Origin of the sequence: Pantoea sp. ACRSC (assembly GCF_022346785.1) — a bacterium.
In the GTDB taxonomy this organism is placed as follows: Bacteria; Pseudomonadota; Gammaproteobacteria; order Enterobacterales; family Enterobacteriaceae; genus Pantoea; species Pantoea alvi.
On sequence record NZ_JAKRNN010000015.1, the window covers coordinates 89601 to 113393 of the forward strand.

Sequence of the window (23793 nt, forward strand, 5' to 3'; positions counted from 1 at the left end):
GGGGAACTCAGTGAAAAGCGGTGTTTTATGCTGGCGCGGCGCGGGCATAAAAAAACCAGGCCGGAGCCTGGTTTATCGAACTACGCCGCGCTTACTTTTCTGGAATCGCATTCAGCAGGGTGGTGAGCAGTTTCCAGTAAAGGCCGACGCTCTCAATATGCACCTGCTCGTCCGGCGAGTGCGGACCGGTGATGGTCGGGCCAATGGAAACCATATCCATATTCGGATAAGGCTTCTTGAACAGGCCGCACTCCAGACCGGCGTGGATCACCTGGATGTTCGGCGTTTTGTCGAACAGCGCGATATAGGTCTGACGCGTCAGCGCCATAATCGGCGAGTTAGCGTCTGGCTGCCAGCCCGGATAGCCGCCTTTCGGTTTGGTCTGCGCGCCAGCCAGCTGGCCGAGAGAGGTCAGCATCTGCACCACATAGTCGCGGCCGGTGTCGATCAGCGAACGGATCAGGCAGTTAATCTCCGCCTTGTCGTGATCCATCGTCACCACGCCGACGTTCAGCGAGGTTTCCACCACGCCTTTCGCCACGTCGGAGTTGCGAATAACGCCGTTCGGCGTGCTGTTCAGCAGGTTCAGGAAGCGGTCGCGGCTCTCTGCGCTCAGCGCCTCGCCCTGGTGCGCCAGCGGCTCGGTGACCACGTTGATGTTCTTCTCTTTTACGCCGTGCTCGTTCTGCAGCGCCAGCAGGAAGTGCGCCGCCGCCGCTTTCAGCGCGTCGACGTTATGGCTCTCGACCGCCAGCGTGGCAAAGGCTTCGCGCGGGATGGCGTTACGCAGCGTACCGCCGTTGAAATCGATCAGGCGCAGATCGAGATCGGCGGCGTGCGCGGCGAGGAAGCGCGCCAGCAGCTTGTTGGCGTTGCCGAGACCCATATGGATATCCGCGCCGGAGTGGCCGCCGCGCAGCCCTTTCAGGGTCAGCTTCAGGGTGTCGAAGTTAGCCGGAACCGCTTCGCGCGTCAGCGGCAGGGTGGTAATAAAGTCGATGCCGCCAGCGCAGCCCATATAGATCTCGCCTTCCTCTTCCGAGTCGGTGTTGATCAGGATCTCAGCCTGAAGCCAGTTCGGCTGCAGACCGAAAGCGCCGTCCATGCCGGTCTCTTCGGTCATGGTGAGCAGCACCTCCAGCGGGCCGTGGGTCAGGCTGCTGTCGGCCAGCACCGCCAGCGCGGAGGCCATGCCGATGCCGTTGTCGGCGCCCAGCGTGGTGCCGCGCGCCTTGACCCATTCGCCGTCAATATAGGGCTGAATCGGATCTTTGGTGAAGTCATGGGCGGTGTCGTTGTTTTTCTGCGGCACCATATCGAGGTGCGCCTGCAGCGCTACCGGCGTGCGGTTTTCCATACCGGCGGTCGCCGGTTTGCGGATCAGAATATTGCCGACCGCATCGCGCTCAACCCAGAAACCTTGCTCTTTCGCCCAGCCAACAATATAGGTGGCCAGCGCCTCTTCATGAAAAGAGGGGTGCGGAATGGAGCAGATTTTGGCGAAGATATCCCACAGCGGTTGGGGAGAAAGCTGAGACAATTCAGACACGACAGGTCTCCTGTGTCAGTGCGCCGGCCAGGCCGGTGTGCGCGAGTTTCCAGTGAATGGTCGCCGTCAGCGAATCTGACGTGATGGGGCTGAGAATATCACTGTTAGCGTCGGGTGCGTACTCAGGCGCGCTAAAAAGCCGCAACTGGTGGTTCGGATGCTGGTTTTTAGCGCTGAGGATCCTTATAATCTCGCGCAACCTTTTCCCCGTTGCACATTTTTAAGCCGATTAAACTGGCTGGGATCGCTATTCATGAGTGAAAAATACGTCGTTACCTGGGACATGCTGCAGATTCATGCCCGCAAACTGGCTCAGCGCCTGCTTCCTGTTGAACAGTGGAAAGGCATTATCGCAGTCAGCCGCGGTGGCCTGGTGCCTGCTTCTCTGCTGGCACGCGAGCTTGGCATTCGCTATGTCGATACCGTCTGCATCTCCAGCTACGACCACGACCACCAGCGCGAAATGAAAGTCCTCAAGCGCGCGGAAGGCGATGGCGAAGGCTTTATCGTTATCGACGACCTGGTCGACACCGGCGGCACCGCGCAGGCGATCCGCGAAATGTATCCTAAAGCGCACTTCGTCACCATCTTCGCCAAGCCGGCAGGCCGCCCGCTGGTTGATGACTACGTGGTGGATATCCCGCAGAACACCTGGATTGAACAGCCGTGGGACATGGGCGTGGTCTATATTCCGCCTATCGTTAAAGGCGCCTGATCTTCTCCTGTTAACAACGCCCGGCTTGCCGGGCGTTGTGCTTTCTGCGCTCTTTTGCACCTCGCGCCCCTCCTGACGCTGCAGTACACTTAGCCACTGCCAGGGCCGTCAGGAGAAACGAGTATGTCGAGCAAAAATCTCAGCGAAGAGCTATTCAAGCCGCACTACAACTACCCCGAAACCTCCTCGCTGGTGCATCGCCAGCACCACGCCGAAGTAGAGGTCGAAGCGACGCTGGACGGCAGCAGCCAGCACGGCTGGTATCGTATGCTCAACAAGCTAATGTGGACATGGCGCGGCGTGCCGCCACAGGAGATCAGCGAGGTGCTGGCGCGTATCGCCATCAGCGACCAGCGCCATACCAACGACGCGCTGCTCGATACCGTTATCGGTTTTCGCAGCGGCAACTGGGCGTTTGAGTGGTCGAAGCAGGCGGGCCTCTGGCAGGCGCGCGCGCAGGAAGAGCGCGACGACAGCCTTGCCGGCGAGCACTGGCTGCGCGCCTCCCACCTCTTTAGCCTGGCCGCCTATCCCTATATTAAAGGCGACGAGCTGGCGGATCAGGCGCAGACGCTGGCGAACCGCGCCTATGAAGAGGCGACGCGCCGCCTGCCGGGCGAACTCAAGGCGCTGAGCTTTAATATCGAAGGGGGCAGCCCCATCACCGGCTTTCTGCATATGCCGCCCAACACCCCGGCGCCGTATCCCACCGTGCTGTTGTGCGGCGGCCTCGACTCGCTGCAAAGCGATCACTATCGCCTGTTTCATGACTACCTCGCGCCGCGCGGTATCGCCATGCTGACGCTGGATATGCCGTCGGTGGGCTTTTCCGTTAAGTGGCGGCTTAATCAGGACACCAGCTTTCTGCACCAGCAGGTGCTGCGCGATCTGGCGAACGTGCCCTGGATCGATCATCAGCGCGTGGCGGCGTTCGGCTATCGCTTCGGCGCCAACGTCGCGGTGCGGCTCGCCTATCTGGAAGCGCCGCGCCTGCGCGCCGTGGCGACGCTCGGCCCGATGGTGCACAGCCTGCTGACCAGCGCGCAGCAGCAGGATGCCATTCCAGATATGTATATGGATATGCTTGCCAGCCGCCTCGGCATGGCGTTTACCAGCGACAGCGCGCTGCGCACCGAACTGAATCGCTACTCGCTCAAGGTGCAGGGGCTGCTGGGCCGCCGCACCTCGACGCCGATGCTGGCGGGCTACTGGCCGAACGATCCCTTTGGCCCGGAAGAGGATGCGCGGCTGATCGCCAGCTCTTCCGCCGACGGCAAGCTGCTGCCGATCGGCGTCAGGCCGGTGCTGGCAAATTTCGAGCGCGCGCTGAATCAGGTTTGCGACTGGCTGGCAAAGCGGTTACAACAGTAGCTGGCAAATTCACAGCGGTTTGCTTTAATACTAACGGTCAAACTTATGGAGAATTAGCATGACGTTACCGAGTGGTCATCCCCGTAGTCGCCTGCTTAAGCGCTTCACCGAGCTGGGACCGTATATCCGCGAAGGGAAATGTGAAGAAACGCGGTTCTTTTTCGACTGCCTGGCCGCCTGCGTCAATGTCAAACCCGCGCCGGAAAGCCGTGAGTTCTGGGGCTGGTGGATGGAGCTGGACGCACAGCAAGACCATTTTACCTACGTTTATCATATTGGTCTGTTCGATAAAGACGGCGACTGGTCCGTTGCAAATATCAAGGGCAAAGAGAACACGCAGAAGGTGGAAGAGACGCTGCGTAACTTCCATACCCGCCTGAAAGCGATGCTGGAGGAGCTGAATCTGGGCCTGACGCCCGCCAGCGGCTTTAAAGAGCCGGTCGATCTTAGCGCCTGATACTCAACCCTGAACGGCAGGCATAGCCCGATTCGCTTTGGCTATGCCTGTTCTGCAATATTGCTGCCCTTGCGCTGCGTTTATATTATCTCTCTTCTCCCGCTTTAATTTAATTCTCTCTTTCAGACCAAAACAGCTTCGCTGCTTATTTGATTATGGATATTAACTAAACCCGCTTTATAAAGGCTGAGTAATCAACGCCGCCAGCTGAAATAACCGGGCCAGATAAATCAGAGTGCGGCACGGCATTATTCTTATTCTCATTTTATTGAGGCGAATCGCACTGACGCTTTGTAGACCTTTTCCTGACGAAATGGTGTGATACCAGCCAGCGCGACCGCCCCCGTCGCGGCTTTTCTCCGTTTGTTATCGGCAAAAAAAAGAATGCCAACCCGGACAGCTAAAAGTCCGGGTGGACCTGTGCTGTCTCTCTGGAGGAAAACCCTTTGTTTAAATTAAATCCGCTGTTATTAAGCCTGGCGGCTGCGCCCGGGCTGCTTTTTCCCATTACCAGTAGTCAGGCCGCTACGTTAAAACCCTTTTCCCCGCTGGTAAATGACAATAAGGCAGGCGTCTTTTGCGTCTGTAATGGATCGACGCAAACCCTGAGCGGTATTCAACGCTTTCAGCCGGGCGAAGATGGCGGCCGTCCCATTACCGTGGGCGAACTCTTATCAGGCGGCAGAATTATTTCCGATGACAACGTCATCGGCGCGGATCGCCTGACGTTCGGCGCGCAAGATTATGTTATTAGCGTGCCCGATATCAACGGCGGTAATCATCCGCTTCAGGTATTTAATTCGGCCAGTATTAGCGCGCTCGCTCCGGTGACGCCCGCCAGCGAACTGCCCAATTACTACAACGTTAACGGACAGCAATATATTGATGCCCGCGTGGCGCAGGTGAGCAACGGCACCATTAACGTCGATATCGGCGTTGAGGGCGCGGCGACCACCGCCGCCACCAACGGCTGGAGCATGGCGGCGAAGCAGAGCCAGCTCTTTACCGCCAGCGGCAGCGGCGCGATGAACTGGCAGTCGGCCAACCGCATCGCCTTTACCGGATCCTATACCGAATACACCTACAATCTGGCCTGGTGGGTGGATAACGTCGCCCACTACAGCGGCCCCTTCAGCGTCACCACGCTGGACGGCAACAGCCGCGAGTTTAACGTCGCCAGCCTCAACGATCTGCGCCAGTACAACGACTGGCTGATTGAGCAGCTGCAGAGCGGCAACCTCAGCGCGGGCAGCTACAATGGCGAATTCAATAAGGCGCTGACGCTCTACGGCGCGCCCATCGCCTATGTGATCGACGCTGATGAGTACAACGACGAGGTGACGCTGCCGGTGGGTGAGCGCTCGGTGCTGAGCGCCGACGGCCCTGGCGCCAGCGTCTCGGTGCAGAAGGGGGCGACGCTGGAGGTGGTCGATGCGGACGGCGGCGCGGTACGCGCCACCAACGGCGCAAAGGCCACTATCGACGGCAAGCTGGCCGCCAGCGGATCGGCGGCCCATGAGAACAGCGCGCTGCGGCTGGCGGGCAGCACCGGCATCAATAACGGGGTAATTAACGGCGGGTTCTTTAACAACGCAGACGGCAGCGGCGTGGATGCGGCGACGCTCGGCTACAGCGGCAACGCGGTGCTGGCGACCGGCGGCAGCCGTTTCGTCAATAACGGCGTGCTTAATTACGCCACCACGCAACCGGGCAATGCGCTGCGGCTAAGTGACGCCCAGGGGATCAACAACGGCGCGATTAACCTCGGCGTAGCGGAGTCGAGCGGCAGCCACAGCAGCGCGGGCGTCTTGCTCGACACCAGCGGCGCCAGCTTTATTAACACCGCGAGCGGCGTGATCTACGTCGGCCGCGCGCCGCAGAACGCGAAAAGCGACGTCGTGGAGGAGGTGGCGATTAACCAGAGCGGCGGCGTCAGCGCCATTGCGCAGCAGTTTAACGCCACCGCGATCAACGACGGGCGCATTGTGCTCGGCAGCAAGGTGCAGAACGCTGCCGCCATGCGCGTCGAGAACGGCCCGGACGCGGTCGCGCTGAACAACGGCACCATCGATCTCAACGGCCGCGCGCAGTTTCGCCCGGCGGAAAGCGTCGGCCTGCTGGCGATAGATTCCGGCAGCGGCGGGCTGGTGGGCAACAACGGCACCATCAACCTTAACGGCGACGGCGGCACCGGCATTAAAGTCATCGCCCACGACGGCCAGCGCGCCAGCGCCTTTTCCAGCGGGGCGATCAACGTCACCGGCCGCGCCGATACCCTGAACGGCAGCTTTAACACAGCGGTGTGGCTTAACGGGCAGGGGAGCGGCAAGGCGTCCGCCACGCTGAGCGGCCCCATTGTGCTGCAGGGCAACGGCGCGGTCGGCATTCGCGCCGAGGGAGAGGCCACGGTCGATTTAACCGAGGCAGCGGTGCCGCAGCTCGGCGGCAGCGGCGAGTATCAGATGGGCTTCCTCGCCATCGGGCCGAATGCCAGAATCAATCTGCCGCAGGCAGGCAACTACGCCACCGGATCTGACGACTGGTACGCCACGATTTTTCGCTATCAGGACGGCGCGGACTTTGACGGCGCGGGCCTGACCATCTCGCCGGGCGCGGCTTTCTCCACCGGCATCGAAGCGGTGGGCGAAGGCTCGGTGGTTAACACCCACGGCGCGACCTTCAACATCGGCAACACCTCCACCGGGCTGCGCATCGAGGGCGGCGCGCAGGGCACCATTGACGCGGCGACGCAGCTTAACCTCAACGTCGGCGGCGCGACGGCGACGGTGGTCGACGGCAACTACTACAACCTGACGCGCTACATCACCAACAGCTTCGATCGGCCTTTCGCCTCGACGCTGGTTAACCATGCCAATATCAATGGCCAGAGCAATCAGCAGATCGGTTTAATCGCCCAGTACGGCGGCACGCTGACCAATACTGGCGATATCAACCTGCGCGGCGAGCAGAGCTACGGCATTCAGGCGCTGGTCGGCGGTCAGGCCTCCAGCAGCGGTAATATCAGCGTCAGCGACGGCGCGGTCGCGCTGTTCGCAGCGGGCTACGCCTTTGCCGACCCGAAAAGCAGCACCATCACCAGCAGCGGCACGCTGAACGTGACGGCAGGCAGCGCGGACGGCTTTTTCCCCACTACCGGCTTATACGCCACGGGCGACGCGGCGCGCATCGAGCAAGACGGCGTTATCAACCTCTATGGCGGCAACGTGCTGGCGGGCGAAGCGCTCTACGGCGGCGCGCTGGTGCTCGGCCAGCAGAGCAGGGTGGTGTTTCACGATCCCAACCAGACCGCTTACCGGGTGGTGGAGGGCGGCGGCACTATCTACGCGTACGGCAGTAATCAGGATGTCTCTACCGACGGCTCAACGCTCTATCAGCTGGGCGACGGCGCGATCCTGTCGCTGCAGCGGCAAGGCGAGATCACCCTGAGCGGCGCCAACACCACCGGGGTGAAAATGTCCGGCAGCGCGACGCTCTATGACAATGAAACCTACTTCGTTAACGGCAAGGGGTCGGTGGCGCTGCGCGCTTCCGGCGGCGCCTATGGCGATCTGGGCGACGTGTGGCTGAACGGCGACGAGACCATCGGCGCAATCAGCGAAAACGGCGACGGCGCGGTGTTCAGCAACCGCAACATCATCGGCAGCGGCAAAAACGTTACCGCGCTGCAGGCGTCCGGCGGCGCGACGGTGATGAACAACGGCACCATTATCCTCGACGGCGAGAACAGCACCGGTGCGCGGCTGCTGGATGGCGGCCGCCTGATCAATAACCTCTGGATCCATGTCGCGTCTGGCATTGGGGTTGACGCCAGCGAAGGAGCGGGCCTCTATCAGCCCTTCAACGGCACGGTGCAGGTAGACGGCGGCATTGCCGGCGCGCGCGTGGGAGAAAAGGCGACGCTCAACATTGAGGGCGACCAGCTGTTCCGCAGCGGTATCTGGGTCAAAGGGGGGGCGGACGCGGTATTGCTGGATCGCGGCGCGGCGGGATTGCAGGCGAGCGAAATTATCCTCAGCGCCGAAGGCGGCGGCAGCGCCATCAACAACCGCGCCGAAACCGCGAATATTGCGCTGGATAACGCCTACCTTATTCCCACTGACGGCGCGGGCATCCGCTCCGCCACGTCGTTCGACTACGGCGGCAAGGCGACGATTGACGTGCAGGGCAGCGGCGTCGGCTATCTGTTTCAGAACGAGGATGGCTCCGCCACCGCTAACGATCTGGTGGTGCCGCCAGGCTACGCCATTATCGTTAACGGCAGCGGTGACGGCATTCGCGCCAGTACCACCGGCCGCGTCTTCGCCGACGGCTTTATCGCCGTGGGCAGCGAAGCGGGCGGATCGGCGATTGTCACCCGCAGCGCCAGCGAGGTGATAAACCGCGGCACCATCGTCTCCTACAGTCGCGTCGCGCCGGTGATCGATCTGCGCGGCGGCCAGACGGTGTTTATCAACCAGGGCGATATCAGCGCGGAATACCCGGAGACGCCGATCGTGGCGGGCGGCGCGACCAATGACCAGCTCGCCTTTATCGGCGGCAGCGTAACCGGCGAGGTCAATACCGGCAACGGCAGCGATACGCTTGCCGTCACCGGCGGCACCCTGAACGGCAGCCTGACGATGGGCAGCGGTGAAAACAACCAGGCGCTGATTGAGAACGTCAGCCTGGCGAATACCCGCCATATCACCACCGCGGGCGGCGTCGGCAGCACGCTCAGCTTCAGCAACATCGAGGCTGGCGGCGGCTCCTTTAGCCGCGACGATCTCAGCAGAGGGGTCAACCTCGGCGCGGGCTGGAGCACGATCAACTTTATCCATACGCAGTGGACGCTCACCGATAACCTGAAGCTGGCGCACAGCACCATTAATATCGACCGCGACTCCACGCTGTTTGCCGGCAATGGCGTCAACCCGCTGCTGGCGGGCGCCACCGACGACTCGCTGGTGGTAAACAATGCCGGCACGCTGGATCTGAGCAACGGCGGCGCGGCCAGCAATCTGCTGACCCTCGACGGCACGCTGGCGTCGCTCGGCGGCACGCTGAGGCTGGCGACGCGGCTTAACGGCGCAGGCGGCCAGAGCGACGCGCTGCGGGTAAACGGCGACGTCACCGGCACCACGCTGATTGACGATCGTATTCTCGCCGGCAGCGCCGCGACGCAGAGCGACGCCAACGGCGACGGGGCGATAGATGGCCGCGAAGGGGTTTCGCTGGCGCAGGTTTCCGGCAGCGCCAGCGCCGACAGCTTCGCGCTGCAGGGCGGCTATCTGGCCGCCGGGCCCTGGCAGTACGGGCTTTACGCTTTCGCGCCTGCGAACGGTGGGGCGGGCTGGGATTACCGGCTCGCTAACCGCTATGTGTGCGAAGATGGCTCGCTGTGCCAGCCGCAGGCGGGCAGCACCGCATCGCGCGCCGCCCGCCCGGCGCTCGCGCCGCAGGTGCCCGCGTATCTCTCGGCGCCGGTCGGCCTGGCCTACTACACCCAGGCGCTCACCGACGATCTGCACAAGCGTCTCGGCGAGCTGCGCGACGGTCAGCGCAGCGGAACGGGCGGCGAGCTGTTTCTGCGCTACCTCGGCTCTAACCTCAGCTGGCAGAGCAACCGCGGCCTGAGCGACTACGGCTTTGATGCCGATATCGACTACAGCGCGGTGCAGCTCGGCGGCAATCTGCTGCAGCTGGACGGCGTGAGCGACAGCCTGCGCGGCGGCATGGCCTATACGCGTGGTAATACGCGCATTCGTCCGCACGCGGCCGACGGCTACAGTTCAACCAGCTTCGACAGCGACAGCGTCTCGTTCTACGGCACCTGGCAGCGCGACAGCGGCTTCTATCTTGACGGCGCGCTGAGCTGGAGCTGGCACCGCGGCGACACCGATATCGCGCGGCAAAAAGAGGTGGCGAAGCTGAAGGCCGACGGCTGGAGCGCCTCGCTGGAGTCGGGCTATCCCTTTGTTTTCGCGAACGGGCTGCGTCTCGAGCCGCAGGCGCAGCTGACCTGGATGCGTCTGAAGTTCGATGACGCCACCGATAAGGATGGCGTTAAGGTGGCGTTTGACGACGACGACCAGACCATCGGCCGTCTCGGCGCGCGGCTGGATCGCACCTGGCAGGACGACGCGCAGCGCGAATACACGCCTTATCTGCGCGCCAACTATTCCCACGGCTGGGGCGGCGGCGCGAAGGTGAAGGTTGGCGCGGCGGGGAGCGATATCGGTCAGGATTTCACCAGCGGCAGGTTCGGGCAGATGTGGGACGTTGGCGTCGGCACCACCACGCGCTTCCGCAACGACCTCTCGCTCTACGCCGAGGCGGACTACCGCAAGGAGATCGACGGCAACGGCGCGAAGGGCTGGCGCTATAACGCCGGCGTGCGCTGGACGTTCTGAGTAGAAAGAAAAGGGGCCACCATGAGGAGGCCCCTTTTCGGCAGGTGCAAAAGCAGATGGCATGGGCCGATCGCAAAGTCGCTCAAGGCATCCTTGCGCGCTCGGCCCGCGCCATCCCTGGCGCGGGACGCTTTGCTCTTAAGCCCATGCCATCCGCTTCTTAACCATGGAGCAGTATGAAGAAAGGGCCGCTGATGAGGCGGCCCTTGTTTATCAGACACATTGAGGGAGAAACACTGTCGCCGTCGCGCGTCGCGGCGGCGTCAGATTTTTTAGAACTGGTAGGTCATACCCAGCGCAACCACGTCGTCGTTGTTCAGGCTCAGACGGTTGTCGTCGTCCAGCTGGTTGATTTTGTAATCCACAAACGCTGACATGTTTTTGTTGAAGTAGTAGGTGGCGCCCACGTCGATATATTTCACCAGATCCGCATCGCCGATACCGTTTTCGATATCTTTGCCTTTGGTCTGGACGTAGCCCAGTGACGGACGCAGGCCGAAATCAAACTGATACTGCGCCACCAGCTCGATGTTCTGCGCTTTGTTCGCCGCGCCAGCCGCGCTCAGGCCCGTTGCGCGGTCAGTGCCGCTGAACGGCGTCATATTGCGCGTTTCGGTATAGATCGCCGCCAGGTAGACGCTGTTGGCGTCATACTTCACGCCAGCGCCCCAGGACTCTGCGCGGTCGCCCTGACCGTAAACGCGCGCCTGCTGCTGGTTGGTGCGGTCGGAAGAGGTGATCGCCGACATCAGGCTCACGCCGGTGTCGCCGAGGGTGTAGCCCAGCGAGGCGCCGTAGCCGTCGCCGTTCTGACGGTTGATATCGCTGCGCGCGTTGGCGCCGTTGGCATCGTTGCGGCCCTGGTACTGCAGCGCAAAGCGCAGGCCGTCAACCAGGCCAAAGAAGTTGTTGTTACGATAGGTGGCTACGCCGGTGGCGCGCTGCGTCATATAGTTATCTGAACGCGCGGTGCCGTCGCCGCCGAATTCCGGGAAGACGTCGGTCCAGGCTTCCACATCGTAAAGCACGCCGTAGTTGCGGCCGTAGTCGAAAGAGCCATACTGACCAAACTTCAGGCCGGCAAAGCCCAGACGGGTTTTATTGCCGCTGTTGGCGTCGGAGCCTTCGGAGTTATTGACGTTATACTGATATTCCCACTGGCCGTAACCGGTCATCAGGTCGTTGATCTGGGTCTGGCCTTTGAAGCCGATACGGACATAGGACTTATCCCCGTCCAGGCTGTCCGCGTCGCTCAGATAGTGCATCGCTTTTACTTTGCCGTAGAAGTCCAGCTTATTGCCGTCTTTGTTATACACTTCCGCCGCGTGAGCAACAGAGGTCAGCGCCAGAGCAGAGACGACCAGTGCCAGTATACTTTTCTTCATTTGCTATCAATCCCGATGAGTAAAATATGTTATGCGCCTGAAAAGGGCTTATAAAACAGGGGACGTTTTACCGCCTGGATATGAAGGTTTCATGACATTTTTTATGGTTTCTTGTGATATGCGAACTTTTGGTCTACCCGACTGTCTCGGGTTTTTCGTGCTTTTCCCCGGCTGAGAGTTGGCTTCGCATCTGACTCCTGATAAAAAGTTCCTTCGCAGAAATTTTTTCTTTTTTTACTGAAACGGCAGGAAATATGAGCGGCAGTCAGACCCTGGTGGTCAAATTAGGGACCAGCGTCCTTACCGGCGGTTCGCGCCGGTTGAATCGGGCGCATATGGTGGAGCTGGTTCGTCAGTGCGCGCAGCAGCACGCGGCCGGCCATCGCATCGTGATCGTTACCTCTGGCGCGATGGCCGCCGGACGCGAACACCTGGGCTACCCGGAATTGCCGCCTACCATCGCCTCAAAGCAGCTGCTGGCTGCGGTGGGGCAGAGCCGTTTAATCCAGCTGTGGGAGCAGCTCTTCTCCATCTACGGTATCCATATCGGCCAGATGCTGCTGACCCGCGCAGACATGGAAGATCGCGAGCGCTTCCTTAACGCCCGCGACACCCTGCGCGCGCTGCTGGATAACCATATCGTGCCGGTGATCAACGAAAACGACGCGGTGGCCACGGCGGAGATCAAAGTCGGCGACAACGATAACCTGTCGGCGCTGGCGGCGATGCTGGGCGGTGCCGACAAGCTGCTGCTGCTCACCGATCAGCAGGGGCTCTATACGGCCGACCCGCGCAGCAATCCGCAGGCGGAGCTGATCGCCGACGTGCATGAAATCGACGACGCGCTGCGCGCGCTGGCGGGCGACAGCGTCTCCGGCCTGGGCACCGGCGGCATGTCCACCAAGCTGCAGGCGGCGGACGTCGCCTGTCGCGCCGGTATCGACACCATTATCGCCGCAGGCAGCCGTCCCGGCGTCATCGCCGACGTTATCGCCGGCAATCCGGTCGGCACGCGCTTTCACGCTATGCAGACCCCGTTGGAGAACCGCAAGCGCTGGATCTTCGGCGCGCCCCCGGCCGGGGAGATTACCGTGGATGACGGTGCGCTGGCGGCGATGCTGGAACGTGGCAGCTCGCTGCTGCCGAAAGGCATCCGCGACGTGCGCGGCAACTTTTCGCGCGGCGAGGTGATCCGCATTCGCAGCCTTGAGGGCCGCGATATCGCGCACGGCGTTTCGCGCTACAACAGCGATGCGCTGCGCATCATCGCTGGCCATCACAGCCAGCAGATCGGGGAGATCCTCGGCTACGAATACGGTCCGGTGGCCGTGCATCGCGACGACATGATCGTCAGTTAAGGAGCGGTCAAATGCTTGAAGAAATGGGAAAAGCGGCGCGCGCCGCCGCATATAAGCTGGCCGATCTGTCGACCGCTGAAAAAAACCAGGTGCTGCTTGCCATCGCCGATCGTCTCGACGCGGAGCGCGAGGCGATTCTGGCGGCCAACGAGCAGGATCTCGCCGATGCGCGCGCTAACGGTATGAGCGCCGCGCTGCTCGATCGCCTGACGCTCAATCCGCAGCGGCTGAGCGCTATCGCCGACGACGTGCGCAAGGTATGCCAGCTCGCCGATCCGGTCGGCCAGCTGATCGACGGCGGCCAGCTCGACAGCGGGCTGCGCATCGAACGTCGCCGCGTTCCGCTCGGCGTGGTCGGGGTGATCTATGAAGCGCGCCCCAACGTTACGGTCGATGTCGCCAGCCTGTGCCTGAAAACCGGCAACGCGTCGATTCTGCGCGGCGGCAAAGAGACGTGGCGCACCAACGCCGCCACCGTTCGCGTGATCCAGAACGCGCTGCAGCAGCACGGCCTGCCGGCGGCGGCGGTGCAGGCGATTGAGAATCCCGATCGCGAACTGGTCAATCAGCTGCTGAAGCTCGATCGCTACGTCGATATGCTGATCCCGCGCGGCGGCGCGGGCCTGCACAAGCTGTGCCGCGAAAACTCGACCATTCCGGTGATCACCGGCGGCATCGGCGTCTGCCATATCTATCTCGATGACACTATGGAGATCGCGCCGGCGCTGGAGGTGATCGTCAACGCGAAAAAGCAGCGGCCCAGCGCCTGCAACTCGCTGGAAACCCTGCTGATCCACCGCGACGCCGCCGACCGTTTTCTGCCGGCGTTTGTGGCACGTATGGCGCAGGAGGGGATCCCGCTACACGCCGACGAAAACCTGCTGGCGCGGCTGCAGGACGGCCCGGCCAGCGTCACGCCGATTGCACCGGGCGACTACGATGACGAATGGCTGTCGCTCGATCTTAACGTGAAGCTGGTGGATGACATGGATGCGGCGATCGAGCATATCCGCACCCACGGCACCCAGCATTCTGACGCCATCCTGACGCGCAGCACGCAGAACGCCAGCCGCTTTGTGAAACAGGTCGACTCGTCGGCGGTGTACGTTAACGCCAGCACGCGTTTCACCGACGGCGGCCAGTTCGGTCTCGGCGCGGAAGTGGCGGTGAGTACCCAGAAGCTGCATGCGCGCGGCCCGATGGGGCTGGAGGCGCTAACGACCTATAAATGGGTCGCGTGGGGCGACGATACGCTGCGCCCCTGATTGCGACTTTATTTAACAAAAAGGGTGTCCAGAACGGGCGCCTTTTTTTTTGACCCCTGTTTTTCGATCCAGTTAATTTTGGAGTTTTTCGGTGCGACTTTCGACGTCTCCTGACGCGACTTTTTTTTCTGCAAAGCGGCTGTCTGTTTTTTACCCGTTTTTCTGCAGAACATTCCTGAAAGCCGCGCCGCAACAGGGCGCAGCGCGATTGAGAGTGGTTGCCCAGAGCCTGAGGAGGATAATGATAATTAGCGCTGCTTTACAAAAGCAATTGGGTAGCAAACGGACGGTAATATAAAATGAACTGGTAGCAATAATGAAAATAACATCCAGTATCTCCTCTATGGCAGATTATTAACTAATGGTTAAAAAAGAGAGTACGAGACAAGCTTTTACTGCCAGGCTGATTGCCGCGTGCGAAAGTGCGGGAATTGTCGGACATGGACGTAATAAACAGGTTGCTAAAGCGTTACAGCAGCAGGGGTGCAAAATATCGACGCCGGGCGTATGGAAGTGGTTCAACGCGCAGTCCGTGCCGGATGATAATAATTTGCTGGCGCTAAGCCGACTGCTGGGCGTACGGGTTGAGTGGCTGCAGTACGGAATGGAAAAGCCCGCCGAGTCGCTTTCGCTCGATAGTCTGAAGGCGCAGCGCAATGTCTTTCGCATCGAAAGCCTCGATATCGGGCAAAAGTCAGCCTCTGGGCTGCACGCGCGCGATGAGTTCGTCGAGACTATCCACGCCATTGAATATGGCGTGGATGAGGCGCGCGTGCTTTTCAACGGCCGTCCGGCAGAAAATATTCGCCTGATCGCCATCAACAGCGATTCGATGGTAGAGACCTTTGCGCCGCGCGATCAGCTGTTCGTGGATATCAGCGTGAAGTTTTTCGACGGCGATGGCATCTATATCTTTACCCTTGATAACCAGCTCTATCTCAAGCGTCTGCAGCTGCAGCACAAAAAAATCGCTGTTATTTCAGATAATAAGCGTTATGAAACCTGGTATCTTAATCGGGAGGAGGTCGACAGTATGCAGGTGATGGCAAAGGTCATCCTGAGCCAGGCGCGGCACTATCAGCTACTGGGTTAACCTCTGGGCGAAATGTGTTCAGCTGCAACCTGCTGAAAAAAAATAATTCAGCAAAATTCAAAAATTTAACCGACAGTAAATAAAAAATTAACTGTTGGTGTTTGATAAAGCATAAGAACAGGTTAATAATTTGAGCGTGGACCAACGAAGCCCTTCTCTCACGGAGTGAGCCGCTCTTAAACAATCGAGGCGCTGCACAAGCGCGAATCAAACCATCCAAAGTCAGTGAACTTTGGGATGGGGTGGATGCGCACATGCAGCGTCGTCAGATGCCGCCTTTTTCTCCCTACTCGCGCTTAGCCTGGCTGTTATTACAGCCGGGGCATTGCGCTGTGAGCGGAAAACGCGGTATCCGGGACGGTTCGGCTTGCCGAAAACCCGCGCCTGCCACCCCATCGCCAAAGACTCATTCACAGGAGGAGTTATGGCGATAATACACTATGGCAAAAGCGTCTTTGTAGGTAATGCCCGCACCCGCAGGCATCGGCGGCGCCAGCCGCTCAGTCGACTCAAGCTCAGCATCGATCAGGCGCTGGGCTGCGAACCCGAAAATCCCCCGTTACGCCGCGCCGAACGCATCGTTCAGCGTCCGGTGACCTCGCGCGTTGAGCGGGCCATTGCTCCTGGGCCTGTTAACCGCGCCGAAAACGCCAGTTTTGATAACTGCTGTCTGCCGCATGTGCACCTCTACGCCGTGCGCTGAACCTGCTCTGTAACTGCCTTTACCGCTGTATCTCATCTTTTCTCCCGTTTTGTCTGGACGGGAATTCTCAACCCACTGTTTAGACCCGCTGCTGGTTTCACCTGCGGTTTTGCTGGTGTTATCTCTGGCACTGATCAGTGTGATTTAACTGTCGCTGTCGCATTGGGAACCTGTTCCCGTGCCCGCAAAAGAGGAATGGCTATGACCCAGATTATTGAGATTCTCAACTTTGAAGAGGGCTACGTTGAAGCGCCTTATCTCGACACGCAGGGATTCCCCACCGTGGCGGGAGGCATTCGCATCGGCCCAAAAGGTGCGTCGCTCAATAACTACGTGTTTCGCGTGCCGCGCCAGGTCGGTGACGTCTGGAAGAAGTGCATTATCGAAGGCAAAGCTCAGCAGATGCAGAGCCTGCCGCTGCTGCAGCAGGCGCTGGCGAAGTGCAACGACGCGCGCAGCGACGTGCTCTACAGCATGGCGTATCAGCTCGGCGTCGACGGACTCTCGCTGTTTAAAAACATGCTGACCGCCGTGGCGGCCGAGGATTACGACAGCGCGGCCAACGCCATGCTCAACAGCCTGTGGGCGCGTCAGACGCCGGGGCGCGCCCGCCGTCATGCCGAAGTGATGCGAAGCGGCACCTATGACGTCTACAGGGGGCTGCTATGAGATGGCTCTTTTTTATTATCGCCGTGCTGATGGTGGTTATCGTGCTGCTGATTATGCAGCGCTTTACCACGCTGGAGTTTGTGGCGCATGCGCGCCTGCTGTTTAAAACCTGGTCGGTCTGGCTGGCGTCGCTGGGTTCGATGCTCAGCGCCTGGGTGCAATCCTTTCCCTCTGCCTCGCTGGACGCCTGGAACGCCCTGCCGGAAGACGTCAAATCCATTCTTCCCCACAACTACCTCGGCCTGATTGGCGCCTTTATGGTGGCAATGGGCGTAATCGCGCAGTTTGTGCGGCAGAAGAATCTGGTGCAGCAGAAACAACTGCTGGAGGCGAAAAAACCATGAGTTTATTTACTGCACTGCTCAGCGGCGGCTGGCACTGGCTCGCCGTCATCGGTGCGCTCATCGCCGCGCTGGGCGCCAGCTATTTCGGCGGCAAGAAGATCGGCAAGGTGCAGCAGCAGGCCGAGGCCGATACGAAGAGCGCGCAGAAAGAGGCGGCGCAAACCGCCGCCGTGGCGCAACAGCAGCAACAGCATCGCGAGGAGGCGACCCGTGTTACCACCGAGAACAACAATCTTGATGACGCTGCTGCTCGCGACAAGCTGCAGCAGTCGAAATACAACAAACCCTGAGCCCGTGGCCGTCACCGATTCGGCCTGCGTGCTGTTTTCCCCGATTTATACCCACGGCGACGATGCGCAACGCATGGACGTTCGCACCGTTCGCGCCATCAATACCCACAACGACATGTGGGATCAGCTTTGCGGCCATTCGGCCAAACCCTGATTTATCTGATGCTTTAGTACCTAAAATCCTGAGGAGGATGCCATGATTGAAGTGAACTCATTTGCCGAACTGCGTACCACCAAACCCGCAGCAGCAGGCCAGGTCGCCAGCCTGAACCGTTACTACGACAAGGATTCCACCTTCCGCGGCGGCGGCGATTTCGTCGGCTTTATCGGCACCACCACGCTGAAAGATGACGGCGGCACCATTGCGGTAGGTGACGGTTTCTACTGGAAGCGCACCATCAACGATCCCGCAGAGCTGAACGTGCTGCACTTCGGCGCGAAAGGGGACGGCTACGCCGACGACACCGAAGCCTTTATGCGCATGTACAACTGGACTAAAACCTGGAACGCCAACTGCGTTGCGCTGCCCGTGCGTTTCCCTGGCGGTAAGTTCCTGATCAAGCCGATCGACCTCAGCGCCACCGACGCGACCTTCTTTGGTCTGCTCGGCGACGATTCGCCGCTGGGCTCGCTGCCGCGCACCACCATTATCTCCGACAAGAGCGATGCGCCGGTGTTCAAGGTAAAAGCGCGCCGCACGGTGATTACCGGTATGGCGTGGAACGGTCAGGCCAGCGCCGATACCGTCGCCAATACCGGCACCATCACCGCCGATCTGGTGAGCAACAAGCAGCCGTTCTTCGAGAACACCTGTATCGAAGGGGAGACGGTGAATATTCACTGCTTCCGCGCGCAGAACACCGGCGGCACGGTGTTCAAGCTGCTGGATACGCTCGACAGTAAGTTCGACCAGATCTATACCCTCTACACCTATTCGCGCGTGTTCGATGTAGGCTGGTCAAACTCACCGCGCGGCGTCTGGGACCACTCGACGGCGATCGAGCTGAGCAACGCCAACTTCCAGACCGGCTACGGCGACGCCACGCTCTATATGCCGCGCGTTACCCAGGGGATTATGCGCAACGTCTGGATTGAGCATACGCGCAACCCGGGGGATCTCTCCGACGGCGGCTGGACCATCGATACGCTGAACATTGAGGATTGCGGCAACCCGTTCAATCTGAACAATGCGCGCGTGGTGATGCGTCAGATCGGCCTGCAGTCGGGCGCGAGAATCTCTCAGGACGCCGCCAGCGGCCGCTGGCTCTCTACCTTCGAGTATGGTTATCGCCGTGATGAAAACCACGGCACCTTTATGACTGGCTCGCTGCGGGTAGGCTACTTCAGCGGTTATAAGGTGACCAACAATACCAGCACCGATAACTGGTATCGCCTCGGTCAGTTCTTCTTCCCCAACGCCAACCAGCAGTGGGTGATCGAGATGATCGGCAAAGGCGACGCCACCTCGCCATCTACCACCGCCGCCTCGCCGGTGAATATGGTGGGGACCGGTAAAACCTGGATTAACCTGCAGCGGCTGGAAACCGTCTGGGCCGATGCCCACCATATGGGGCAGCCGGCCGTGCTGGATATCCGCTACAGCCGTGTGGGTACCACCTACGCGGTGGTCTGGGTAAAGCTGGCCGCGAACAGTGGGGACACCATGTTCAACCTGAAATGTACCGGCCCGACGCGTTTCGATACCGGTTCATGTTCTCTGTTCCAGTCGGATATGTCGGTAGTAACGGATACCACCAAAATGGGGACGCTGAAGCCGGCAGCGCGCTTTGGCCTGCACAATGGAGTGGCGGGTATCGGCGCCAACGAGAAAGGCGTAGTCACGCTCGCGACGACCGCGGGTACGCCGACAAATAAAACCACGCCTTCGGGCTTTGTGCTGATCAATATCAATGGTACCGACCGCAAGGTTCCTTATTACGATTGATGAGCGGCACGTTTTGGCGAGGCTACGGCCTCGCCTTTTTTGTTTCTGGCGTCTGAAACGTGCGGGAAGGAGAGGAGCGTGCTCTTTTCCTTGCCAGATGACGAGAAAAGCAGCATCCGCGCGCTGCGGCTCTTGACGGAAGTGACGCTTTTTTCTAACTTAATGCCCCGTAGTTCTCGCCTCTATGCCGGTGTAGCTCAGTTGGTAGAGCAGCGCATTCGTAATGCGAAGGTCGTAGGTTCGACTCCTATTATCGGCACCATAAAATCAATAAGTTATGAAATACTCTTTCATAAAAGCTTCCCGTTTTTCCACTCGCGTACTTACTGGCGTACTTATTTAGCACGGTATAGCTCCTACCATAATCTCCCATATGAAAGCATTAGCCATTGACCGTTGGCTGAAATCCGGTTGTTGCATATAGTGGTGTAAAGACATAAAAACCGGGCAACCTAATGACAAAAACAGAAAAAATGCTGGCGCTGAGAAAGTGGTTCAATCCAGATAACTATGACGCCTTGCTGGATCTTACCATTGAAAAGCTCCATCAGGAATTCAGATACAGACAGCAAATGTTTGTGGGTTTTAAGACGGCATCCGAAGATGAACTCGAAACGGTCAATGAGGAAGAAGAGCAACAGATTTTTTCGGGCAATCCTCTTCTTACTGTTTCGTTAAGGGCCAGGGAAGCCTCTGCCTCAGAGCATAATTTAGAAAGCGATCAGCATATCAGGCATTTTCCTGTTGGCTGGCTTTACCAGGCTGAGGATCTGATACGTCGAAGTGGAATCGTACCTTTCTCTGAGTCCGGACGCCCGAAGACGACTTCCCCCTACGCCAGCTATCCTGTCTCGTGGTTTTGGGGAGAGAAAAACGAACGGTTGAAAGGACGGATGGTGTTACACCTCGATCTAAGTGGTTCGACAGATGATGAAATCATAGAATCTGTCCGTTATCTTCTGCCAAAGTGGCGAAAGGCAACAGGTGCTAAACCACATACTCAAAAGCAGACGTTCTACTTTGGTGAAGTGATGATCAAAAAACTCATTGATTTCCGCATTATTCCCCTCTTGGATTTACTGTACTGGTCAGAACGAAACTCGATAAAGCTCAGCGATGCTGAACTGTCTGCTCTCATATACAGGGTTGGTATCGATACGGTTCGTGGTGACTCACAAATAAAGGAAACGGACAGGCCGATGGCTCTAAAAGCCAGAACCCGTGAGTTCAACAGCCTGTTCACGGCATTTATCTATAAAAACCGATATCTGATGGATATGAAAGTTTCTGCTGTGCTGGATAAGCTGAAAAGCGATCAGAAGTCGAAAAATAAATCAAGGGATGAGTAAATAAATAGTTCCCCGGACAGTTATCCGTCTGGTTAACGGCGGGAATTGAGCAGGAGGTCGTCTCAGACGACCTCCTTTTTTTTGGTCCATTTTTTTGCATAGCTATTCGCAATATCATTCTTCACATCAAAAAAACAAAGGAGAAAAATATGAGTCAAAAATATGAAAATTTTATTCGACTGTCAGAAGTAATAAAAAGAACAGGTATAAGCAGGTCCAGCATTTATCGCCTGGTAAATAAAAATAAGTTTCCTGCACCAGTAAAAATAAGCGAAAAAAACGTTGCCTTCATTGAGAGTGAAATAAATGACTGGATTGAAAAGCTGATTAATTCTTCACGCAATAAAGCAGCATAATCTAAATTAATAAATAAAATAAAAAAGAGGTGTATATGAGTACATTAATTAAAAAAGCAACAAGAGAAATGGATAAACTGGACTGGGGTTATTTAGATATATTGGCAGAATATTTATACACACCGCACTGGATTGCCGATTTCGACGAAAAAAAGAGCAGGTTTTACAATATAATAATAATCTATCGTGATCTTGATTGCTTTGGTCAGGAATCACTGAAATGTTATCTGGCGTATAGAAAAAATAAAATTATTTCAGAGGGATAATAATATAAAAGTAGGCTTTGAAAATGATGAGCAAACGCCATAAGGTTGGCGTTTTCCTGGGGTAAAAGATAGGAGAGGTAAAAATGAAATCGTTTTATATAAGAAGTTTATGTTTTAAAATTGAAGTTGATATTTTGGACGAGTTTTATGAAGATGAATTAAGAAGTGCAGTAAAACGAGGTTTGGATAAATGGATTACGGATACAGGGATCAGGGAAAGGACAAACAAACAGAAAAAAGCGTCTGACAAGATAGCTTTGCAGAATTATCTAAATAAATATGCAATCAAGGAATCTCATGTTAATGCAGTAGAGATTAAAGTAAAAATCGTGTGGGACATGCCGTGGATTGGGTAAAAATATGGAACAGCCCGGCATGGGCTTTCTCATGGTTTCTTTACCAAAAGTACTACTGTATTTTTCGCTTCTCGCTCAAAGCGGTCTGTCGGCTTCAACAATCGGCAGGAGTGTAGTATAACAGCTTTGTGGTTTTTTATCGGCTGATTATGCTTAGAATCTGCCTATTATCAAAAAGGTCGTGCCGCCAGTTTTCATTAATGGAAAACAGTTTGGTCAATTGTGTTATTAACCCCCTGCACAACCGTATGTTGTGCCTGTGGGGGCCATGGTGGTTAAAGTTCTTCTTTTATGCAGTAGCTGGGCAATAACAGAGCATTTGCTTCTTTGCCTTTTAGTGGCAACCAGCAATGCCTGTATGGGCTATATGAGTAATAATGGTTTTACTGAGCTATATGCTCACATACTAGCATGTAGCAATAAATAAAACCCTTGTATAAAATGACTGGTCTTGATTTCGCTAATGCGCTCAATCGCTAAAACCCTCGCAAAAGTTCTGACGAACGTTTTGCTGGCTCTCGCCCTTTTGTTTTAAATTTTGAGAACATTTTTCTTCACCAGATGAAGTGATTTACTTAAAGTTTCACAGTTAGAATGGCGAAAGTTCTTCGCGCGATGAAGAAAATGGTTTTGACAGAAAATCTCTGTTATTTAAGTCGTTAGTGCGCGTGAGCGCATAGCGATTGAGCGAGTAGCGAAATCAAGACAGCTTCCTTATCAAAGGGTTTTGATTTTAAAGCAGGAAATGAGCAAGCGAGTGTGCTGCATAGAAAAACTAATTAAATAACAAACCATCAGTACCTAGCCTGCTGGTTGCCCCTTAAAGGCAAAGAAGCAGAGTTCAGAAATTTTAGTTCTGATATAAAATAAAGAAAAAGCAGGAAATATGAACCGCAATGACACGGCACAACAGCCGTGTTGGGTTACTTCAAACAATATAAAATCATCATTTTTTTACTTGATAAAAACAATGAAGAACATCTGTCGCTTCTCGTTATATTAATAATGAAGAAGAAAGCTTCTCTCAGACCAGATATAGCTTAAAACAAAGTTCGCGCTCTGGGGACTTAAAGTCCGTGGTTTGGGGACTTTAATCGATTATTATTCTCATTCATACTTTGTAAGTTTATTTTTAAATAATATTTTGATACTTCAAGTGTCAGTCTTTGATACTTGAAATGCTATTTATTTAAAAATAAATGTACTTTAAGTGTTGACTAAGAAAATAAATGTGTTAAATAAAACACAATAAAATAATAAAAGGAAAATAAAATGACGCAGGAGATAACGAATAAATCAAGAAGAGGATTACAGCGCCATGTGAAAAACCCATTTATAATGTCTGCGAGCAATAATACAAAAGGCGGGGTAAGAAGAATATCAACAGGAAAAGACAGACTAATGGTCGTCAATGAGAACACAGGAGAATGTTTAGGTGGGGCCGGTTTTTTTCAATACCAGGCAGTGGATAAAACACAGTTTTTAAAACTCTATGTTAATGGTGTCAGAGCGATTACTGAATTATCTTCGGCAGGTACAAAGGTTTTCGAAATTCTTTACAGAGCAATGCAGGAGCAGAAGGACACTGACACAATTTTAATGTCGTATGATATTGTAGATAAAACAATTATTAAAGTATCCAGAACGACTTATTTTAAAGGTATGAAAGAATTGGTGGAAAAGAATTTTATTGCTGAAACTATGATCCAAAACTATTACTTTATTAACCCTGACTTTATGTTCAATGGTGATCGTCTGTCATTTGTTAAATCCTATATTTTAACGGAATCAAGGCTTTGTTGAATAAATCGAACTTTTGCTGAGTTGAAGGATCAGATCACGCATCCTCCCGACAACACAGACCGTTCCGTGGCAAAGCAAAAATTCAAAATCACCAACTGGCCCACCTACA

General features: G+C 56.6%; 21 protein-coding genes and 1 tRNA gene. 20 read left to right on the forward strand and 2 right to left on the reverse strand.

Annotated features, from left to right (window positions below):
* Positions 1-91 precede the first annotated feature (91 nt).
* The gene (gene pepD, locus MHZ97_RS15345; protein WP_103795189.1) at positions 92-1549 is read right to left on the reverse strand and encodes a beta-Ala-His dipeptidase; all 1458 of its coding nucleotides are present in this window, start codon (positions 1547-1549) and stop codon (positions 92-94) included.
* Positions 1550-1802: 253 nt separating this feature from the next.
* Between pepD and gpt the strand changes: the two genes are divergently transcribed.
* From gpt to MHZ97_RS15365, 4 genes are all read left to right on the forward strand, one after another.
* Positions 1803-2264: a xanthine phosphoribosyltransferase gene (gene gpt, locus MHZ97_RS15350; protein ID WP_081141165.1), complete on the forward strand. Its 462-nt coding sequence runs from the start codon at positions 1803-1805 to the stop codon at positions 2262-2264.
* Between the two features lie 123 nt (positions 2265-2387).
* Entirely contained in the window at positions 2388-3635 is a 1248-nt protein-coding gene (gene frsA / locus MHZ97_RS15355) for an esterase FrsA (RefSeq protein ID WP_103795187.1), read from the forward strand.
* 58 nt (positions 3636-3693) lie between these two features.
* Positions 3694-4092, forward strand: coding sequence for a sigma factor-binding protein Crl (crl, locus tag MHZ97_RS15360; protein ID WP_103795186.1), 399 nt, complete (start codon positions 3694-3696; stop codon positions 4090-4092).
* Positions 4093-4538: 446 nt separating this feature from the next.
* Positions 4539-10502, forward strand: coding sequence for an autotransporter outer membrane beta-barrel domain-containing protein (locus MHZ97_RS15365; protein ID WP_239314867.1), 5964 nt, complete (start codon positions 4539-4541; stop codon positions 10500-10502).
* Between the two features lie 272 nt (positions 10503-10774).
* Here the strand turns inward: MHZ97_RS15365 and ompC are convergent, their stop codons facing one another.
* Positions 10775-11887 (reverse strand): porin OmpC, encoded by a 1113-nt coding sequence (ompC, locus tag MHZ97_RS15370; protein WP_103795184.1) that lies wholly within the window; start codon positions 11885-11887, stop codon positions 10775-10777.
* Positions 11888-12141: 254 nt separating this feature from the next.
* Between ompC and proB the strand changes: the two genes are divergently transcribed.
* From proB to MHZ97_RS15450, 16 genes are all read left to right on the forward strand, one after another.
* Complete coding sequence (gene proB, locus MHZ97_RS15375) at positions 12142-13245, forward strand: glutamate 5-kinase (RefSeq protein ID WP_103795183.1); 1104 nt, start codon at positions 12142-12144, stop codon at positions 13243-13245.
* A gap of 11 nt (positions 13246-13256) precedes the next feature.
* Entirely contained in the window at positions 13257-14510 is a 1254-nt protein-coding gene (gene proA, locus MHZ97_RS15380) for a glutamate-5-semialdehyde dehydrogenase (RefSeq protein WP_239314868.1), read from the forward strand.
* Positions 14511-14871: 361 nt separating this feature from the next.
* A complete protein-coding gene (locus tag MHZ97_RS15385) occupies positions 14872-15603 on the forward strand; it encodes an XRE family transcriptional regulator (protein ID WP_103795181.1) in 732 nt (243 codons plus the stop codon).
* A 424-nt stretch (positions 15604-16027) separates the two neighbouring features.
* Positions 16028-16306, forward strand: a complete 279-nt coding sequence (locus tag MHZ97_RS15390) for a hypothetical protein (protein ID WP_103795180.1) — start codon at positions 16028-16030, stop codon at positions 16304-16306.
* 201 nt (positions 16307-16507) lie between these two features.
* Positions 16508-16975, forward strand: a complete 468-nt coding sequence (locus tag MHZ97_RS15395) for a glycoside hydrolase family protein (protein ID WP_103795179.1) — start codon at positions 16508-16510, stop codon at positions 16973-16975.
* Positions 16972-17319: a hypothetical protein gene (locus MHZ97_RS15400; protein WP_239314870.1), complete on the forward strand. Its 348-nt coding sequence runs from the start codon at positions 16972-16974 to the stop codon at positions 17317-17319. The genes MHZ97_RS15395 and MHZ97_RS15400 overlap by 4 nt, the downstream gene beginning before the upstream one ends.
* The gene (locus MHZ97_RS15405) at positions 17316-17609 is read left to right on the forward strand and encodes a hypothetical protein (protein WP_103795177.1); all 294 of its coding nucleotides are present in this window, start codon (positions 17316-17318) and stop codon (positions 17607-17609) included. The genes MHZ97_RS15400 and MHZ97_RS15405 overlap by 4 nt, the downstream gene beginning before the upstream one ends.
* Positions 17610-17613: 4 nt before the next feature.
* On the forward strand, positions 17614-17763 hold the full coding sequence (locus tag MHZ97_RS15410) for a hypothetical protein (RefSeq protein WP_158253389.1): 150 nt from the start codon (positions 17614-17616) through the stop codon (positions 17761-17763).
* Between the two features lie 42 nt (positions 17764-17805).
* Positions 17806-19554, forward strand: coding sequence for an amylovoran biosynthesis protein AmsF (locus tag MHZ97_RS15415; RefSeq protein ID WP_103795176.1), 1749 nt, complete (start codon positions 17806-17808; stop codon positions 19552-19554).
* A gap of 186 nt (positions 19555-19740) precedes the next feature.
* Positions 19741-19816 (forward strand) — tRNA-Thr (locus tag MHZ97_RS15420).
* Between the two features lie 193 nt (positions 19817-20009).
* Positions 20010-20903 (forward strand): DUF6387 family protein, encoded by an 894-nt coding sequence (locus tag MHZ97_RS15425; protein WP_239314871.1) that lies wholly within the window; start codon positions 20010-20012, stop codon positions 20901-20903.
* Between the two features lie 149 nt (positions 20904-21052).
* Positions 21053-21259, forward strand: coding sequence for an AlpA family transcriptional regulator (locus MHZ97_RS15430; protein WP_239314872.1), 207 nt, complete (start codon positions 21053-21055; stop codon positions 21257-21259).
* A gap of 35 nt (positions 21260-21294) precedes the next feature.
* Positions 21295-21525, forward strand: a complete 231-nt coding sequence (locus MHZ97_RS15435; protein WP_239314873.1) for a hypothetical protein — start codon at positions 21295-21297, stop codon at positions 21523-21525.
* 83 nt (positions 21526-21608) lie between these two features.
* Positions 21609-21881 carry a hypothetical protein gene (locus MHZ97_RS15440; protein WP_239314874.1) on the forward strand — a complete coding sequence of 91 codons (273 nt, stop codon included), beginning with the start codon at positions 21609-21611 and terminating at the stop codon, positions 21879-21881.
* Positions 21882-23153: 1272 nt separating this feature from the next.
* Positions 23154-23684, forward strand: coding sequence for a replication/maintenance protein RepL (locus MHZ97_RS15445; RefSeq protein WP_239314875.1), 531 nt, complete (start codon positions 23154-23156; stop codon positions 23682-23684).
* 21 nt (positions 23685-23705) lie between these two features.
* A partial coding sequence (locus tag MHZ97_RS15450) for a hypothetical protein (protein WP_239313698.1) occupies positions 23706-23793 on the forward strand: 88 nt, incomplete at its 3' end.

Excerpts from the sequence above, each read along its gene's own strand:
- MHZ97_RS15425 (WP_239314871.1), top strand. The coding sequence starts at position 20,010 with ATGACAAAAACAGAAAAAATGCTGGCGCTGAGAAAGTGGTTCAATCCA.
- ompC (WP_103795184.1), bottom strand. The coding sequence starts at position 11,887 with ATGAAGAAAAGTATACTGGCACTGGTCGTCTCTGCTCTGGCGCTGACC.
- proB (WP_103795183.1), top strand. The coding sequence starts at position 12,142 with ATGAGCGGCAGTCAGACCCTGGTGGTCAAATTAGGGACCAGCGTCCTT.
- MHZ97_RS15445 (WP_239314875.1), top strand. The coding sequence starts at position 23,154 with ATGACGCAGGAGATAACGAATAAATCAAGAAGAGGATTACAGCGCCAT.
- gpt (WP_081141165.1), top strand. The coding sequence starts at position 1,803 with ATGAGTGAAAAATACGTCGTTACCTGGGACATGCTGCAGATTCATGCC.
- MHZ97_RS15440 (WP_239314874.1), top strand. The coding sequence starts at position 21,609 with ATGAAATCGTTTTATATAAGAAGTTTATGTTTTAAAATTGAAGTTGAT.
- frsA (WP_103795187.1), top strand. The coding sequence starts at position 2,388 with ATGTCGAGCAAAAATCTCAGCGAAGAGCTATTCAAGCCGCACTACAAC.
- MHZ97_RS15400 (WP_239314870.1), top strand. The coding sequence starts at position 16,972 with ATGAGATGGCTCTTTTTTATTATCGCCGTGCTGATGGTGGTTATCGTG.
- crl (WP_103795186.1), top strand. The coding sequence starts at position 3,694 with ATGACGTTACCGAGTGGTCATCCCCGTAGTCGCCTGCTTAAGCGCTTC.
- MHZ97_RS15435 (WP_239314873.1), top strand. The coding sequence starts at position 21,295 with ATGAGTACATTAATTAAAAAAGCAACAAGAGAAATGGATAAACTGGAC.
- MHZ97_RS15415 (WP_103795176.1), top strand. The coding sequence starts at position 17,806 with ATGATTGAAGTGAACTCATTTGCCGAACTGCGTACCACCAAACCCGCA.
- MHZ97_RS15405 (WP_103795177.1), top strand. The coding sequence starts at position 17,316 with ATGAGTTTATTTACTGCACTGCTCAGCGGCGGCTGGCACTGGCTCGCC.
- MHZ97_RS15390 (WP_103795180.1), top strand. The coding sequence starts at position 16,028 with ATGGCGATAATACACTATGGCAAAAGCGTCTTTGTAGGTAATGCCCGC.
- MHZ97_RS15430 (WP_239314872.1), top strand. The coding sequence starts at position 21,053 with ATGAGTCAAAAATATGAAAATTTTATTCGACTGTCAGAAGTAATAAAA.
- MHZ97_RS15385 (WP_103795181.1), top strand. The coding sequence starts at position 14,872 with ATGGTTAAAAAAGAGAGTACGAGACAAGCTTTTACTGCCAGGCTGATT.
- proA (WP_239314868.1), top strand. The coding sequence starts at position 13,257 with ATGCTTGAAGAAATGGGAAAAGCGGCGCGCGCCGCCGCATATAAGCTG.
- MHZ97_RS15395 (WP_103795179.1), top strand. The coding sequence starts at position 16,508 with ATGACCCAGATTATTGAGATTCTCAACTTTGAAGAGGGCTACGTTGAA.